Here is a 15,206-nt window from a genome sequence, read left to right as displayed (position 1 = left end):
GACGTGGAGGCGGCAGCGTGATCGGGATCATCGGCCCGGAGGACTCGATCCGGCTCGTGCAGGAGGTGGCTGCCGGGGAGGGGCGCGCGGAGGAGGTGACCACCCGCGCGTACACCGACCCCGAGCAGGCCCCCGAACTGGCCCGCGAGTTGGACGACCTGTGCCAGGTGCTGCTGTTCACCGGGCGGATCCCGTACGCCTTCGCGGCGGCGGGCGGTGGGCTGCGCGCCGAGATCGACTACATCCGGCACGCCGGGATCGACCTGTACCGCACCCTGTCCCGGATGCTGCTGGCCGGTGGCGGGCGACTGCCCCGGGTCAGTGTGGACACCATCGAGGCGGAGACCGTCCGGGAGACGTACCACGACATCGAACTGACCCCGCCCACCGACATCCTGCCGATCGCCGACTCGTCCGGCCTGCTCTTCTCCGGCCTGGCCGAGATCACCGCCTACCACCGCGAGCGCTACGAGTCCGGCGCCGTCGAGGCCTGCCTGACCTGCCTCGGCGCGGTGCACCGGGAACTGCGTGAGCGCGGCGTGCCGGTCTGGCGCGTCGAGCACACCCGCGCCTCGGTCCGCGACGCGCTGCGCCGGGCCTGGCTCGCCGCCGAGGTACGCCAGTCCCGGGCCACCCAGATCGCGGTGATGATGATCGAGGTGGCCGAGTCGGCGAACCGCCCGCAGGACCCCTACCAGGCGGAACGACAGCGCCTGCGGTTGCGCGAGGCACTGCTGGAACACGCCGAGCGGATGCGCGGGCGACTCAACACCATCGACGACCGGACGCTGGTCATCACCACCAGCCGGGGCACGGTGGAGAGCGCCATCGCCCGGCACCGGGCCGGGCACGCCTCCCTGCTGAGCCTGCGCGGCGTCGACGGCGACCACACCGTCGGTTTCGGCGCCGGCACCACCATCGCCGCCGCCGAGGCCAACGCCCGCCAGGCGCTCGCGCTGGGCCGGGGCGGTGAGACGCACGTGGTCTTCCCGGACGGGGAGATCTACTCCACCCGGGAGAGCGCGGTCAAGCAGCGGCTGCGCGAGACCGCCCCCGGTGTGCTGCGGGTCAGCGAGCAACTGCGCCTCGGACCGCTCTCCACCCGGCGGTTGCTGGAGGCGCTGCACCAGATGGACCCCAACCAGGTGACCGCGCGGGGCCTGGCCGACGCGTACGGGGTGGAGACCCGTTCGGCCCGCCGGCTGCTCAAGGCGCTGCGCGCGGCCGGGTTCGCCGAGGAGGTCGGTGTGCACGTCAGCACCGGCGCGGGTCGGCCGCAGAGCGTCTACCGGGTGGCCCTGCAACGCCTGGTCGGAGCGATCGGGGCGGACACGTGATCTTCGAATCGACCTTCCTGGTCACCGCCACCTTCGCCGCCGACGCGGCGCAGCGTCGCGAGCCGTACCGGGCGGCCCACCTGGACCACGTACGCGGACTGCTCGCCGACGGCACCGCCCTGCTCGCCGGGGCCCGCGCCGACCTGAGCGCCTCCGTCCTCGTGCTGCGGGCACCCGACGCGTCGGCCGCCCGCACCCTCGTCGAACACGATCCGTACTGGCGGCACCGGGTGTGGACGGCTCTCGACGTCGTCGACTACCTGGCCGCCACTCCGCAGTCCCTCGGGAGGTCATGATGTCGTACCGCCAGATTTCCGGCGTCCGGGTGCACGGCGCCGAGCACGCGCCGTTCGCGGCCACCCTGCTGGCCGAGTCGCTGGGGGAGGGGGCGGAGCCGGTGCGGTTCGTTCCCGACCCGACGCTGCCCGAGGGCGGTTTCCGGGTCGAGGTGCCGGCCACCGGGGAGATCCGCGTCGTCGGCGACCCGTTCGCCGGCCTGGTCTACGCCGTCCGGGACCTGCTGGACCGGGCCACCCCGGCCGGGCTGCCCGTCGGAGCGCACCAGAGCGCCCCCGGGCTGCCGCTGCGTACACTCTGGACCTGGGACCACTCCACCAACTGGGACCTTCGCCAACTCGGCCAGCAGGAGATCGGCGCGCTGAACCCGTACGCCAAGGGCAGCGACGCCTTCGGCGCGGACTACCGACGGCTGGTGGACTTCTGTAGCGCCGAACGCATCGGCGGGATCGTGGTGTACGGGCTGCTGCGCGACGCCCACGGCGGCGTCGAGGCCGCCCGCGACCTGTGCGAGTACGCCAACGCCCGGGGCGTACGCATCATCGCCGGGGTGGGCGTCAACGCCTACGGCGGCATCTACTTCGACGGCCGGCACCGGTACAACCTCGCCACCTGGCTGCGGCAGCGCCCCGATCTGGCCGCCGAACTGCCGAAGAAGGTCGGCTTCGACATCGACGAGTTCGGCGACCTGCACTTCCCGGCCAGCGAGTACATGATGGCCGCCTGCCCGTCGCAGCCGGAGAACCTGGCCTGGCACCGCGACGCCATCGACTGGCTGCTGGACACCCTGCCGGTCGGCGGGATCAACTTCGAGACCGGCGACTACGGCAGTTGCGCCTGCGCGCGGTGTGTCGAGCGCACCGGTGGCGAGCGCACCTCCTGGTCGTACGAGGCGATGCGGTCGGTGTACCCGACCCTGCTGGACACCGCCCGTCGGCCGGGTCCGGCCGGGGTGCCGCTGCGTCACCTGGTCGAGGTGTACTGGGACAACATCTTCGACCTCGACGCGCAACGGCCGCTGGCCGACCTGCCCGACGACGTGGCCTACCAGTACTGCGTCAACCGGGGCTTCTGGTACGACAACCGGGACCGGCTGACCGCCGCGCACGTGGCGGCACTGCCGCACACCACCAACGTGCTGCGGACGCACGCGGGGTCGCAGTGGAACCGGCAGCGGCACTCCTGGGTGCCGGAGATGTACACCGACATGGCCACCCGGACCGCCGCCGCCGGCATGCGCGGGTTGACCATCTTCGCCGAGGCGTCCGCGTACCACCCGACCAACGAGGTGAGCTACCTGGCGTACGCCCGGTTCTCCTGGAACCCCGAGTTGACCTGGGGCGAGTTCTGGCGGGACGAGGTCGCGCCCCGGTTCGGCGGGTCGAGCGAGGCGGAGGCGTTCCGCGACGGCGCGGCGCTGCTGGACGACCCGGCGGCCGAGGCGGAGGCGTTGCGCAAGGTGGGCGGCGACGCCCTGTCGATGGTCGCCGCCACCAGCGGTGAGGTGCAGCGTCGCTGGCTGTGGCTGGCCGAGCGGACCGCCCGGCACGCCCACTCGGTCGGCTGAGCCCGGCGGAGCGTGGCGGACTTGACAGGCAAGTGACAGCTTGCCTATAACTGTCCGGGTGGACGCGGAACCGGACCTGTTCAAGGCGCTCGGTGACGCGACGCGACGCATCATCCTGGACGAGTTGGTCGACCGGGACGGCCAGACCCTGTTCGAGATCTGCGGCCGGCTGACCATGAAGCACGGCCTGACCTCGTCGCGTCAGGCCATCTCGCAACACCTCGCGGTGCTCGAACAGGCCGGGTTGGTGCACGTCCGGCGAGAGGGCCGGTACAAGTTCCACCACATCGACACCGGCCCGCTGCGCGCGATCGCCGAGCGGTGGCCCACCGACTGAGAGGAAGCGACCGTGCTCCGCATCAACATCACCAGCGTGTTCGTCGACGACCAGGTGAAGGCGCTCGCCTTCTACACCGAGAAGCTGGGCTTCGTGAAGAAGGCCGACGTGCCGGCCGGTGAGGCGCGCTGGCTCACCGTGGTGTCCGCCGCCGACCCGGACGGGGTGGAGCTGCTGCTGGAGCCGGACGGCCACCCGGCGGCCCGACCCTTCAAGGAGGCGCTGGTCGACGACGGCATCCCGTTCACGCAGTTCGCCGTCGAGGACGTCCACGCCGAGGTCGAACGCCTCAAGGGGCTGGGTGTGCGGTTCGTCCAGGAGGCGACCGACCTGGGGCCGGTGGTCACCGCCGTGCTCGACGACACCTGTGGCAACCTGATCCAGATCGCCGCGATGAAGTAGCGCGAACGCGGCGGCTCCGGCCCGGGATCCGTCCCGGGCCGGAGCCGCCGCCGCAGTGGGCGGGACTACCGGATCAGCCGAAGTTCACGTCGCTGCACCACATGTACGCCTGGTCGAGGTGGGATGCCTGCCAGATGACGAACACGATGTGGTGTCCGGTGTATCCGGACGTCGAGACGTTGAAGCTGATGTTCTGCGCCGGGGCGTAGCGCCCGGTCTGCGTGATGAAGTCCAGGTTCCCCCAGCCGAGGGTCTGGGTGGCGGGGTCGAACCCGTTCTTGCTGACGTACACCCGGAAGTAGTCGGCGCCGTGGCTCGCCTGGTCGTACAGCTGGATCGTGAAGTTGTTGCTGACGTTGGTCCTCTTCCACGCCCCGGGCTGGTTCAGGCTGTTGTTCCGGGACAGGCCGTTGCTGCACAGTTGCCCGTCGGGGGTGCGGGCCTGGAAGTTGCCGCCCAGCCCGTCCCGCAGCGCGCTCATCCAGTTCCACATGGTGTCCGGGTTGGATTGGAACGCCTGCCAGCACATGGGGTCCTGCTGCTGCATGGCCGGGTTCGTGTGGTTGCTGCCCCAGGTTTGCCAGCACTGGTACGCCCGGGACGCCGGGTTGATGATGGTGCCGTGGGCCTGTGCGGCACCGACCCAGGGGATCATCCCGGCCGTCATGGCGAGCAGCAGTACGAGCGCCCGAAGCGGCTGGCGGGCAGCGGACCGGACTCGCGAGCCGGACTGGTCGGGCTTGTGTGAACGCACGTTACGTCCTCCGTTCGGCGATCGGATCGACATGGGAGCGCTTCCAAGCCCCAGCATTACACCGATGTTTCCGATTATCAACGATGGTCGATGAACGATCGATCTGGATGGACTGGATGTGGTTGGTCCGAGTCGCCCACAATCGCAGCTCAGCGGGGCTTTCGGGATGGATGGACCGGGCTCGCCGATCGCCCGAAATTAGATTTCCGGAAGTCGATGCGTGCCTGGTTCGCCCCGGTTGGTCGGTTGCAGTGGGCCGCCGCCCTCACCCGGCGTACGCGGCGAGCAGCGACAGTCGCTCGGCGGCGGCACTGCCCGGGGCGGCGGTGTAGGCGATCAGGATCGGCCCGGTGCGCCCCGGCGGTGTGTAGGCGTCCCAGTCCAGGCGCAACTCGCCGACCTGGGGATGCGCGAAGACCTTGCTGCCGTGGACCGACTCGCGGACGTCGTGCCGGGCCCAGAGCCTGCCGAACTCCTCGCTGCGGATGGTCAGCGTGCCGACGATCTCCTGTGCGCGCGGGTGCTCCGGATCGGCGGCCACCGCCGCACGCAGGAAGCCGAGATAGTCCAGGACCGTCTCGCGCCACCCGGCGCACCGGTCCCGCGCCTCGGCGTGGGTGAACATGTCGATCAGCACGTTGCCCGGGCCGATGCCCGGATACAACGCGGTGGCCATCCTGTTCCAGGCGAGCAGGTCCAGGTGACGGCTGATCACCACGGCCGGGGTGTGCAGGCTGTGCAGCAGCCGATGGATGCTCTCCGGAACCGTCTCCCGGGTGCGGCGCCGTGGCGTCGGCGGTCGCTGGGCCCGACGCGCGAGGGCGTGCAGGTGGCGGGTCTCCTCGGCGTTGAGGGCGAGGGCCCGGGCGATGCCGGTCAGCACGTCGTCGGAGGGGCGGACGTCGCGGCCCTGCTCCAGACGCTGGTAGTAGTCGGTGCTGACTCCCGCGAGCAGAGCCAACTCCTCACGCCGTAGGCCGGCGACCCGGCGGCGCGGTCCGGGCGTCAGGCCGAGGTCCTCCGGACGCAGCCGGGACCGCCGGTTGCGCAGGAAGTCCGCCAACTCGCGGGTGTACGCCGTGGTGGTCACCACCCGAGTCTGCCGGGTCGGTCCGGCCGCAGGGTAGGTCCCCCGGTCCCAGGTTGGCGAGGTCTCTCCGGGGGCCCGGAACGCCTCCTAGCGTCGACGGACATGCCGAACTGGACCGAAGAACAGATTCCCGACCAGCAGGGCCGCCGAGCGGTGGTGACCGGCGCGAACTCGGGCGTGGGTCGGGTCACCGCCCGGGAGCTGGCCCGCCACGGCGCCTCGGTGGTGCTCGCGGTACGCGACGTCGCGGCCGGTGAACAGACCGCCGCCGACCTCCGACGACAGGTGCCGGGAGCCGAGGTCGAGGTGCGCAGACTGGACCTGGCCTCCCTCGAATCCGTACGCGCCTTCGCCACCGCCCTGTCCGGGCCGGTCGACCTGCTGGTGAACAACGCCGGGGTGGCACTGACCGGCGCCCGTCCGGCCCCGACGGTGGACGGCTTCGACATGCAGATGGGGACGAACGCGCTCGGCCCGTACGCGCTGACCGGCCTGCTGCTCGACCGGTTGACCGGCGGACGGCAGCCTCGGGTGGTCACCGTCTCGTCCATCGTGCACCGACGGCGCGGCCTGGACCTGGCCGATCTCAACTCCGAGAAGTCCTACCACGGCCCGACGGCGTACTCGAGGTCCAAGCTGGTCGGCACCATCCTCGGCCTGGAACTGGACCGTCGACTGCGGGCCGCCGGGTCGCCGGTGATCAGCGTGCTCGCCCATCCCGGGATGACCCGCACCAATCTCACCCCCCGCGCGCTGGCCAACCGCAACGTGTTCCTACGCGTCCTCGGCCGACTCAGTCCGCTGCTGATCAGCCGGGTCGAGGCGGGCGCCCGACCACAGCTCTACGCGGCCACCGCGACCGGCGTACGCGGTGGGCAGTTCTTCGGGCCGCGCGGGTTCTCCGAGATCCGTGGGCCGGTCGGTGAGGTGCGGCCGAGCGCGCCGGCACAGGACCCGGACAACGGGCGACGGATCTGGGCGGAGGCCGCCCGGCTGACCGGCGTCCGATATCTGTGAGGTCGCACGTCCGTCCGCAATTCTGCTGACCCGACGGACCTTGCTGGGGAAGCGGGACATCACCATCGCGGAATGAGTGGGACAGTGCCGTCCCCGCGAGAGAAGACCGTCCGGGTGTTCGTGGCCCGGGCGTTTTCTCGTACCGCGTACGGGTCGACGACAGCGCCGGACATCGCCTCGGTGCCTGGGCGGAGTCGACGCCCGAAGGCGGTCACTCCGCCCAGGGCAGCGGCCCCTTGTTGTCGCTGTCCCGCCATTGCGGCCCGTCTGGTGACGGTCGGCGCGTAGTCACCCGCGTGAATCGCCGAACGTGCACCCCCACAACCTTCCGACCGGGCGGTAGGATGGCGGGACATTGACGGGGTACGGAAGGCGGAGTCCACAGATGGCGCGTACGACGTCCAGCCGGCCGGCGACGACCCGACGTCGGCAGCGGTGGCCCGACGGCTACGACCCGGAGAACACCCGTCGATCACTGATCACGAGCGCGCTCGAACTGTTCGAGCGTCGGGGCTTCGACCGGACGTCGGTCCAGGAGATCGCCGACCAGGCGCGGCTCACCAAGGGTGCCTTCTACCACCACTTCGAGAGCAAGGACGACCTGCTGCGGCACATCCAGGAGGAGTATCTGGAGGCGCAGCTCGCCGCGATCGAGCGGATCGAGAGCGGCAGCGACGACCCCAAGGTGCGGGTCGCCGAGCTGATCCGGCTCAGCCTGACCAGCGTGGCCGAGTACCGCGCCCACGTGACCATCTTCTACCAGGAGCGGCGCTACCTCACCGGTGACCTGTTCGCCGAGGTGACCCGCAAGCGCGACCGGTTGGAGGCGGCGTTCGCCGGTATGATCCAGGACGGCGTGGCGCGGGGCGTGTTCCGGGCCGACGTCGATCCCCGGATCGCCACCTTCGGGCTCGTCGGCATGTGCGCGTGGGCCTACCAGTGGCTCAACCTCGACGGCCCACTCAGCATCGACGACGTGGCGCGCCAGTTCAGCGCCATGGTGCTGGAGGGGCTGGTCTGAGTCGCCAGGCCCGGTCGCCGCCGAGCAGCGACCGGGCCGTCACGATTCAGCGCGCCGTCACGACTCAGTCCTTCAGCAGTTGGCGGGCCATCACGATGCGTTGGACCTGGTTGGTGCCTTCGTAGATCTGGGTGATCTTGGCGTCGCGCATCATCCGCTCGACCGGGTAGTCCCGGGTGTAGCCGTACCCACCGAGCAACTGCACCGCGTCGGTGGTGATCTCCATGGCGGCGTCCGAGGCGAAGCACTTCGCCGCCGCACCAAAGTACGTCAGGTCGGCGTCACCCCGCTCGGACCTGGCCGCCGCCGCGTACGTGAGCTGTCGGGCCGCCTCCAGCTTCATGCCCATGTCGGCGAGCATGAACTGCACACCCTGGAACTCGGCGATCGCCTTGCCGAACTGCTTCCGCTCGGCCACGTACCCCCTGGCGTAGTCCAACGCACCCTGCGCGATCCCGAGCGCCTGCGCCGCGATGGTCACCCGCGTGTGATCCAGCGTCCTCATCGCCGTACCGAAACCGGTGCCCTCGCCGCCGATCATGCGGTCCGCCGGGATACGGACGTTGTCCAGGTACACCTCACGGGTCGGTGAACCCTTGATACCGAGCTTCTTCTCCGGCGCACCGAAACTCACCCCCGGATCGGACTTCTCGACCACGAAGGCGGAGATGCCCCGGGAACGCGCCGTCGGGTCGGTCACGGCGAACACCGTGTAGTACTCGGACACCCCGGCGTTGGTGATCCACCGCTTCACGCCGTTGAGCACCCAGTGACCGCCGTCGCGCTCGGCGCGGGTCCGCATCCCGGCCGCGTCACTACCGGCCTCCGGCTCGGAGAGGCAGTACGAGAACATCGCCTCGCCCCGGGCCACCGGTGGCAGGTATCGCTGTTTGAGGTGGTCGTCCGCGGCCAGCAGCAGCGGCATGGTGCCGAGCTTGTTGCCGGCCGGGATCAGCGACGAGGTGGCGCAGGCCCGGGCGACCTCCTCGATCACGATCGCGGTCGCGAGGGCGTCGGCACCCGCGCCGCCGTACTCGACGGGGATGTGTGGGGCGTGGAAGTCGGCCGCGCGTAGGGCGTCGTAGGAGGCCTGCGGGAACGCGGCGTTCTCGTCGGCGGCGGCGGCGTGCGGGGCGACCCGGTGGTCGCAGACCGCCCGGACGGCCTCGCGAACGGCCTCGTGCTCCTCGGGCAGTTGGTACGCGGAAAACGCCACGGAGAACCTCCTCGTCCTGAACCCTGGCGGGAGCATACCATCCGGTCGGTATGCTTTGACTCCCGCCGTCCCACGAATGGAGCCGCCCGATGCGCACCGCCTCCCGCACCATCGCGCCCACCCCGGCCGACCTGCTCGATCTCGTCGGCCGGGAACTGGGGGCCAGCGAGCCTCGGGTGATCACCCAGGAAGAGGTCGACCGCTTCGCCGACGTGACCAAGGACCACCAGTGGATCCATGTCGACGTCGAGCGGGCCCGCTCCGGTCCGTTCGGCACGACGATCGTGCACGGGTTCCTCACCCTGGCCCTCGTGCCGCGTCTGCTCGCGGACATCCTGGAGGTCACGACGTTCTCGATGGGCGTCAACTACGGGTTGGACCGGGTCCGATTCGTCAAGCCGCTGCCGCCGGGCGTACCGATCCAGGGCACCGCCACGTTGCTCGCCGCCGAGCCGATCGCCGGCACGGAGGGCGGCGTCCAGGCCAAGGCGTCGGTGGTGGTGGAGTTCGCCGAGGACTCCACCACCTGCTGCGTGGCGGAGATCCTCTTCCGCTACCTGCCGTGACGGCGGTGACCGCCGGGCGTACCGGCGGTCACGTCCCGGCGTCCCGGCGGGTCACTGCCCCGGCGTGCTCGACGGTGCGACGAACCGTCCCCGGTAGAACGACAGCGCCGGGACGGTCGTCTGCTTCAGGTGCACGTGGTCCACGTCGAGCAGGATGATCACGTGGTCGCCGCTGGTGATCGCGGTGTCGCGGCGCCCGGCCAGGACCGCCGGCGTGCCCGGCAGCAGCGGGACGCCGTCGGGGCCGGGCACCCAGGACACCCCGTCGAGCTTGTCCGCCCCCGAGAGCCCGGAGGTGGCGAACCGGCGCGCCACGTCCTCCTGGTCCTGGCTGAGGATGTGGATCGCGATCCGGGCCGAGTCCATCAGCACCGGGAAGCTCGACGAGGAACTGGTGACGCAGAACAGCACCTTCGGGGGCCGCAGCGAGACCGAGGTGAAGGAGTTCACCGTCAACGCGGCGACGGTGCCGTCACCGGTCACCGCGGTCACCGCCGTGACGCCGGTGGGGAAGTGTCCGCACACCTGGCGGAACTCGGCGGAGTCGAACAGGGGCTCGGCCGTCATCGGGTCACCGCCGGGTCGGAGGAGGGATGGTGCGGGCGAAGTCCGCCTTCCAACTGGATCAGGCAGAGGGTGTGCCCGCCGGGATCCTTCACCAGGTGCAGGCGTCCGTGCGGGCTGTCGACCGGGCCGACGGTGGGCGTGCCGCCCAACGCGACGACCTGACGCAGCGTCTCGTCCAGGGAGGCGACCGCGAAGTAGGTGATCCACTTCGACGGGATCAGGTTCGGCCAGTCGTTGTCGAGCGCGAGCACGCCGGCCACCGGTACGTCGTCGAGCATCAGCAGGCTGTACGGGCGGGCGGTGGGGGAGTCCCCGTGCTGCTGGGTGGTGTAGCCGAACAGCGACCGGTAGTAGGCCACCGCGCGGTCCGGCTCCCCGGTGTCCAGCTCGTTCCAGCAGAGCGCGCCGACCGAGTTGAGCATCTGCACACCGGCCCGGGACTCGCCCTGGTAGAGACCGAACGCGGCGCCGAACGGGTCGATGACGGCGGCGCCGGTCCCGGCGGCGGGCAGGTAGCGCGGCGGGGTCACCAGCTCGCCGCCGAGCGCGACGGCCTGCGCGGCGGACCGGTGGATGTCGTGGACCGCGAAGTAGGCGATCCACCCCCGGGGTCGACCGCCGTGCAGGGCGGTGGCGTCGGAGATGCCGGCCACGTCGCGGCCGTTCAGACTGCACATCCGGTACGTGGTGGTGCCCAGCCGCTCGGTCCGCACGGTCCAGCCGAACAGCGTGCGGTAGAACTCCTCGGCCTGCTCCGGGTGCGGGGTGCACAGCTCGACCCAGACGGCCTCGCCGGGCCGGAACGGTTCGCTCATCCGGACACCTCCGGGGTGCTCAGCCCCGCCACGATGGTGTCGGCGGAGATCTCGTAGGCCCGGTCGGGTGTGCCGGACTCCCGGCTCGACTCGACGACCTGGACCACCGCGCGCACCGTCCGGGCCGGCACGGCGAGCAGCGTGTCGACGAGGGCGTCCACCGCCCGGTCGACCTCGTCGTCGGGTACCACCTGGGCGACCAGGCCCCAGGCGAGCAGGTCCCGGGCGGTCGCCGTCGCGGCACCGGTCAGCAGGTGGTAAGCGTGCGGGCGGGGCACGGACCGGGCGATGGTGTGGCCGACCCCGGCGGGGGCGAAGCCGTACCGGGCCTCCGGGAGGGAGAGCCGGACGCCCTCGCCGGCGACCGGCAGGTGGATCGCGCTGAGCAGGCCGGCACCGAAGCCGACGACCTGTCCCCGGACGGCGGCGACCACGGGCACCGGGAGTCGCCGGACGCGGTGCAGGGCGGCGTCGCTGTCGCGCAGACCGGCGGCGACCGTCGCGGCGGTCGCGCCCCGGAGTCGGCCGAAGGCCGAGGTGTCCCAGCCGCTGCAGAAGTGCCGACCGGCCATGTCGAGGTGGATGACGGCGCACGCCTCGTCGGCCGCCACGGTCTCCAGGGTGTCCACGAGATCGCGGAGCGTCGTGTCGTCGAGGCAGTTGCCGCGGGCGCTGTTGTCGAACCGCACCCGGGCGACGTGGCCGTCGCGTTCGTGGGTGAGTGTGGGGGTCACCCTCGGCATAATACGTACCGGTCGGTATGAAGGCAATGTCTGGCCTTGACCTGCCCATGTGATCTGATTGTCATGAACGAGATACCGGCTTGACCCGTTGACTTGATACCGGCTGGTCGGTACTTTGTGGCGAACGTCACCGCCGCGTCACGCGGGGCACGACGGGTCCATCCCCTGTGAAGGACAGCCATGATGATCATGAAATCTTCGCGCTCCCGGCGCACCGTGGCGCTGGCCACGGCACTGACGCTCGCCGGTATCGGCCTGACCGCCTGCGGCGACTCCGACTCATCGGACTCCGGCGCATCGGACTCGACGCCCATCCGGGCGCTGCTCGCGGCCCAACCGGCGACCCTCGACCCCATCGTCGGCGCACGGTCCGGTCAGATCGTCTGGGCCACCATGCTCGAAACGCTGATCGGTACCGACGACAACCTCGGCCCCGCCGACACCAGCCTGCTCACCAGTTGGACCCGTACCGACGCGACCACCTGGACCTTCGCCGTCCGGCCCGACGTCAGCTTCAGCAACGGCGAGAAGGCCGACGCGGCGGCGGTCGCGAACACCATCACCCTCACCCGGGACAGCGAGGCGTCACAGCTCAAGTCCTACTTCGGCAACGTCACCTCGATCGAGGCCCCGGACGCGACCACGGTCGTGCTGAAGACCAAGACCCCGCAGTACAACATCCCGGACCTGCTCACCACGGTCTACCTCGTGCCCCCGAAGTACTACGAGGAGAAGGGCTCGGACGGCTTCGCCGCCGCCCCGATCGGCACCGGGCCGTACGTGTGGGCGGGCGCCAACGCCGGACGTGACATGTCGGTGAAGCCCAACCCCGACTACTGGGGTACGGCACCCAGCAACCAGGGCATCACCTTCACCTGGGCCAACGAGGCCGCCCAGCGGCTCGCCCTGATCCAGAGCAGGAGCGTCGACATCGCCTTCGACCTCCCGCCGGCCCAGGCGTCCGCCGCCAAGGCGGCCAATGTCGAGGTGGTCAGCACCGAGACCGCCATGAAGATCATCGCTTTCCTGGACTCGACCAAGGCCCCGTTCGACAAGCCCGAGCTGCGGGAGGCGGCGGCCCTGGCCATCGACCGCGACGCGATCGTGCGCGGCATCTTCGACGGCCAGGCGGTCGCCGACGCCGGACTGCTCAACGTCCGGCCCGGCGAGCAGCCGGCGCAGAGCGTGGCCCCGAACCTGGACCGGGCCAAGCAACTGGTCGGTTCCGGTGGCCCGACCGTCCAGATCACCTACCCGGCCGCGCAGTACACCAACATCGAGGAGGTCGCGCAGGCCGTCGGTGGTGGCCTGGAGCAGGCCGGCTTCAAGGTCACCTACGAACCGCTCGACTACGGCACGCTCGTCAAGCGCGTCATCGGTCGCCAGGTGCCCGGCATCGCGATCTTCGCCGGGGTGCCGAACGTGGCGGTGCCGGACTTCTTCGCCAGCGGCTTCATGAAGACCCAGTCGATCACCGGCAACTGCCCCGACCCGCGCTTCGACGAGATGGTCCAGGACGCGCTGGAGCAGGACGACGCCGACCAGGCCGCCCCCATCTACGAGCAGCTCAACACCATGGGCGTGGTGGAGAAGCACTGCTACGTGCCGCTGTACCGGCAGGTGTTCAACTACGCGACCGGCCCCGGCGTCACCGGCGTCGAGTTCGGTCCCCTGAACACCGTGGACTTCACGAAGACGACCCGCTGACGATGTCGGAGGCAGTGGAGACGGGGATGCCGGGCGACACCCGGCATCCCCGCACCCCCGAGGCGGACGTGCCCGTCCTGGCGGTCGACGACCTCGTCGTCGAGCACCGCAACCGCAGCACGGGGGAGGTCTTCCGGGCGGTGGACCGGGTGTCGTTGCGCATCGCGGCCGGGGAGAGCGTCGCCGTCGTCGGCGAGTCCGGCTCCGGCAAGACGACGCTGGCGATGGCCGCGACCGGACTCGGGCCACGCGGTACGGGCGACATCCGGCTGCTCGGCCGCTCGCTCTCCTCGATCGGACGCGGGCAGCTACGCCGGCTGCGTCCCGAGGTGCAGGTGGTCTTCCAGGACCCGCACGGCTCCCTCGACCCCCGCCAGTCCGTCCGCTCCGGGCTGCGGGAACTGCGTACCCTGCAACCCCGACGCACGTCCTGGATCACCGACGCCGACCTGCTCGGCCGGGTCCGGCTCGCGCCGGAGATCCTCGACCGGTTCCCGCACCAGCTCTCCGGCGGACAGGCACAGCGGGTCTGCATCGCCCGCGCGCTGCTCATGCGTCCCCAACTCATCGTCGCCGACGAACCGACCTCCGGTCTCGACGTCTCCGTCCAGGCCGACGTGCTGGACCTGCTCCGGGAGATCCGGACGACCACCGGCGCCGCGTTGCTGATGATCAGCCACGACCTGGCCGTGGTCCGCGCCGTCTGCGACACCGTGCACGTCATGTTCCGCGGTCAGGTGGTCGAGGCGGGACCGTGCGAGACGGTCTTCGTGACACCGCGACACGACTACACGCGCGAACTGCTCGCCGCGATGCCCGGCGCGCGATGGAGGAACCGCCGATGAAGGCCAGCACCGTACGCCGGGTCGGCGTCCGCCTCGCGTCGCTGTTCGCGTCGCTGCTCATCGCGCTCAGCCTGGCGTTCGCCCTCGGCCGTCTCTCCGGCGACCCGACCACGATGATCCTCGGGCCGATGGCGCCACCGGAACAACGCGAGGCGCTGCGCGCCGAACTCGGGCTCGACCAACCGCTCGTGGTGCAGTACCTGAACTACCTCAAGGGCGTCTTCACCGGCGACCTCGGACAGTCGTTGCAGTTCTACCAGGCGAACACCGCCATGATCGCCGACCGGCTGCCGTACACCCTGCAACTGGTCGCCGCCGGCATGGCCCTCGCCCTGCTCGTCGGCGTCCCGCTGGGTGTGCTCGCGGCCACCCGGGAGGGCACCTGGTGGGACCGGGCCGCCTCCACGCTGGCCCTGCTCGGCCAGTCCGTGCCGGTCTTCTGGTTCGGCATGATGCTGGTGGTGCTGTTCGCGGTGAACCTCGGCTGGCTACCCGCCGGACAGTCCGGCAGCCTCCGGCACCTGGTGCTGCCCGCCCTCACCATGTCGGTCTATCCGATGGCGCACATCGCCCGGCTGACCCGGGCCTCGATGAGCGAGGCGCTGACCGAGCCGTACGTCGACGCCGCGCGGGCCCGGGGCATCGCCGGGCTCCGGGTGGTCTGGCGGCACGCGTTCAAGAACGCCATGATGCCGATCCTTACCATCGTCGTCCTACAGACCGGCATCCTGCTCTCCGGCGCGGTCGCCGTCGAGTACGTCTACTCCTGGCCCGGCCTCGGGCAACTCGCGTTGCAGGCCATCCAGTTCCGTGACTTCCCGCTGGTGCAGGCGATCGTGGTGTTCGGCGCACTGGTCTTCGTCCTGCTCAACCTGCTCGTCGACGTCCTCCACTCGATCGTCGACCCGAGGGTGAGGTGAGTGCC

General features: G+C 70.7%; 17 protein-coding genes. 11 read left to right on the top strand and 6 right to left on the bottom strand.

Annotated features, from left to right (window positions below):
- The first annotated feature begins 17 nt into the window (after positions 1-17).
- From ACQVFL_RS17640 to ACQVFL_RS17620, 5 genes are read left to right on the top strand one after another with little or no spacing between them, the layout of a single operon-like run.
- Positions 18-1,337 (top strand): hypothetical protein, encoded by a 1,320-nt coding sequence (locus tag ACQVFL_RS17640; RefSeq protein ID WP_396694772.1) that lies wholly within the window; start codon positions 18-20, stop codon positions 1,335-1,337.
- Positions 1,334-1,633 carry a YciI family protein gene (locus ACQVFL_RS17635; protein WP_431727035.1) on the top strand — a complete coding sequence of 100 codons (300 nt, stop codon included), beginning with the start codon at positions 1,334-1,336 and terminating at the stop codon, positions 1,631-1,633. Before ACQVFL_RS17640 ends, ACQVFL_RS17635 begins: the two co-directional genes overlap by 4 nt.
- Positions 1,630-3,201, top strand: coding sequence for a hypothetical protein (locus ACQVFL_RS17630; protein WP_431727034.1), 1,572 nt, complete (start codon positions 1,630-1,632; stop codon positions 3,199-3,201). The genes ACQVFL_RS17635 and ACQVFL_RS17630 overlap by 4 nt, the downstream gene beginning before the upstream one ends.
- 58 nt (positions 3,202-3,259) lie before the next feature.
- The gene (locus ACQVFL_RS17625; RefSeq protein ID WP_396694778.1) at positions 3,260-3,538 is read left to right on the top strand and encodes an ArsR/SmtB family transcription factor; all 279 of its coding nucleotides are present in this window, start codon (positions 3,260-3,262) and stop codon (positions 3,536-3,538) included.
- A gap of 12 nt (positions 3,539-3,550) precedes the next feature.
- Positions 3,551-3,940: a VOC family protein gene (locus ACQVFL_RS17620; RefSeq protein ID WP_431727033.1), complete on the top strand. Its 390-nt coding sequence runs from the start codon at positions 3,551-3,553 to the stop codon at positions 3,938-3,940.
- Between the two features lie 73 nt (positions 3,941-4,013).
- Here the strand turns inward: ACQVFL_RS17620 and ACQVFL_RS17615 are convergent, their stop codons facing one another.
- Both ACQVFL_RS17615 and ACQVFL_RS17610 read right to left on the bottom strand, forming a co-directional pair.
- Positions 4,014-4,694, bottom strand: coding sequence for a lytic polysaccharide monooxygenase auxiliary activity family 9 protein (locus tag ACQVFL_RS17615; protein ID WP_396694783.1), 681 nt, complete (start codon positions 4,692-4,694; stop codon positions 4,014-4,016).
- 265 nt (positions 4,695-4,959) lie between these two features.
- A complete protein-coding gene (locus tag ACQVFL_RS17610) occupies positions 4,960-5,784 on the bottom strand; it encodes a helix-turn-helix domain-containing protein (RefSeq protein ID WP_396694785.1) in 825 nt (274 codons plus the stop codon).
- A 102-nt stretch (positions 5,785-5,886) separates the two neighbouring features.
- Here ACQVFL_RS17610 and ACQVFL_RS17605 point away from each other — a divergent pair, with 102 nt between their 5' ends.
- Both ACQVFL_RS17605 and ACQVFL_RS17600 read left to right on the top strand, forming a co-directional pair.
- The gene (locus ACQVFL_RS17605; protein WP_431727032.1) at positions 5,887-6,801 is read left to right on the top strand and encodes an oxidoreductase; all 915 of its coding nucleotides are present in this window, start codon (positions 5,887-5,889) and stop codon (positions 6,799-6,801) included.
- A gap of 385 nt (positions 6,802-7,186) precedes the next feature.
- The gene (locus ACQVFL_RS17600) at positions 7,187-7,822 is read left to right on the top strand and encodes a TetR/AcrR family transcriptional regulator (RefSeq protein WP_396694789.1); all 636 of its coding nucleotides are present in this window, start codon (positions 7,187-7,189) and stop codon (positions 7,820-7,822) included.
- A gap of 64 nt (positions 7,823-7,886) precedes the next feature.
- Here the strand turns inward: ACQVFL_RS17600 and ACQVFL_RS17595 are convergent, their stop codons facing one another.
- Entirely contained in the window at positions 7,887-9,038 is a 1,152-nt protein-coding gene (locus ACQVFL_RS17595) for an acyl-CoA dehydrogenase family protein (protein ID WP_431727031.1), read from the bottom strand.
- Between the two features lie 89 nt (positions 9,039-9,127).
- Between ACQVFL_RS17595 and ACQVFL_RS17590 the strand changes: the two genes are divergently transcribed.
- The gene (locus ACQVFL_RS17590) at positions 9,128-9,604 is read left to right on the top strand and encodes a MaoC family dehydratase (protein WP_396699455.1); all 477 of its coding nucleotides are present in this window, start codon (positions 9,128-9,130) and stop codon (positions 9,602-9,604) included.
- Positions 9,605-9,655: 51 nt separating this feature from the next.
- Here ACQVFL_RS17590 and ACQVFL_RS17585 read toward each other — a convergent pair whose 3' ends face one another.
- The 3 genes from ACQVFL_RS17585 to ACQVFL_RS17575 are packed head-to-tail and all read right to left on the bottom strand — an operon-like array spanning position 9,656 to position 11,720.
- Entirely contained in the window at positions 9,656-10,171 is a 516-nt protein-coding gene (locus ACQVFL_RS17585; protein ID WP_396699453.1) for a flavin reductase family protein, read from the bottom strand.
- Positions 10,168-10,986 carry a VOC family protein gene (locus tag ACQVFL_RS17580; RefSeq protein ID WP_396699451.1) on the bottom strand — a complete coding sequence of 273 codons (819 nt, stop codon included), beginning with the start codon at positions 10,984-10,986 and terminating at the stop codon, positions 10,168-10,170. Before ACQVFL_RS17580 ends, ACQVFL_RS17585 begins: the two co-directional genes overlap by 4 nt.
- Positions 10,983-11,720, bottom strand: coding sequence for an enoyl-CoA hydratase/isomerase family protein (locus ACQVFL_RS17575; RefSeq protein WP_396699449.1), 738 nt, complete (start codon positions 11,718-11,720; stop codon positions 10,983-10,985). Before ACQVFL_RS17575 ends, ACQVFL_RS17580 begins: the two co-directional genes overlap by 4 nt.
- Before the next feature lie 198 nt (positions 11,721-11,918).
- On the opposite strand from ACQVFL_RS17575, the gene ACQVFL_RS17570 reads away from it, so the two are divergent.
- Genes ACQVFL_RS17570 through ACQVFL_RS17560 form a run of 3 tightly spaced genes read left to right on the top strand, consistent with a single transcriptional unit; the run spans position 11,919 to position 15,201 of the window.
- A complete protein-coding gene (locus tag ACQVFL_RS17570; protein ID WP_396699447.1) occupies positions 11,919-13,436 on the top strand; it encodes an ABC transporter substrate-binding protein in 1,518 nt (505 codons plus the stop codon).
- Between the two features lie 2 nt (positions 13,437-13,438).
- Positions 13,439-14,281, top strand: a complete 843-nt coding sequence (locus ACQVFL_RS17565; protein ID WP_396699445.1) for an ABC transporter ATP-binding protein — start codon at positions 13,439-13,441, stop codon at positions 14,279-14,281.
- Positions 14,278-15,201 (top strand): ABC transporter permease, encoded by a 924-nt coding sequence (locus tag ACQVFL_RS17560; RefSeq protein WP_396699443.1) that lies wholly within the window; start codon positions 14,278-14,280, stop codon positions 15,199-15,201. The genes ACQVFL_RS17565 and ACQVFL_RS17560 overlap by 4 nt, the downstream gene beginning before the upstream one ends.
- The last annotated feature ends 5 nt before the right edge of the window (positions 15,202-15,206 follow it).

The sequence above is a fragment of the Verrucosispora sp. TAA-831 genome, assembly GCF_050780145.1.
Taxonomy (GTDB): domain Bacteria; phylum Actinomycetota; class Actinomycetes; order Mycobacteriales; family Micromonosporaceae; genus Micromonospora.
This window is presented reverse-complemented; position numbering and strand designations above follow the sequence as displayed.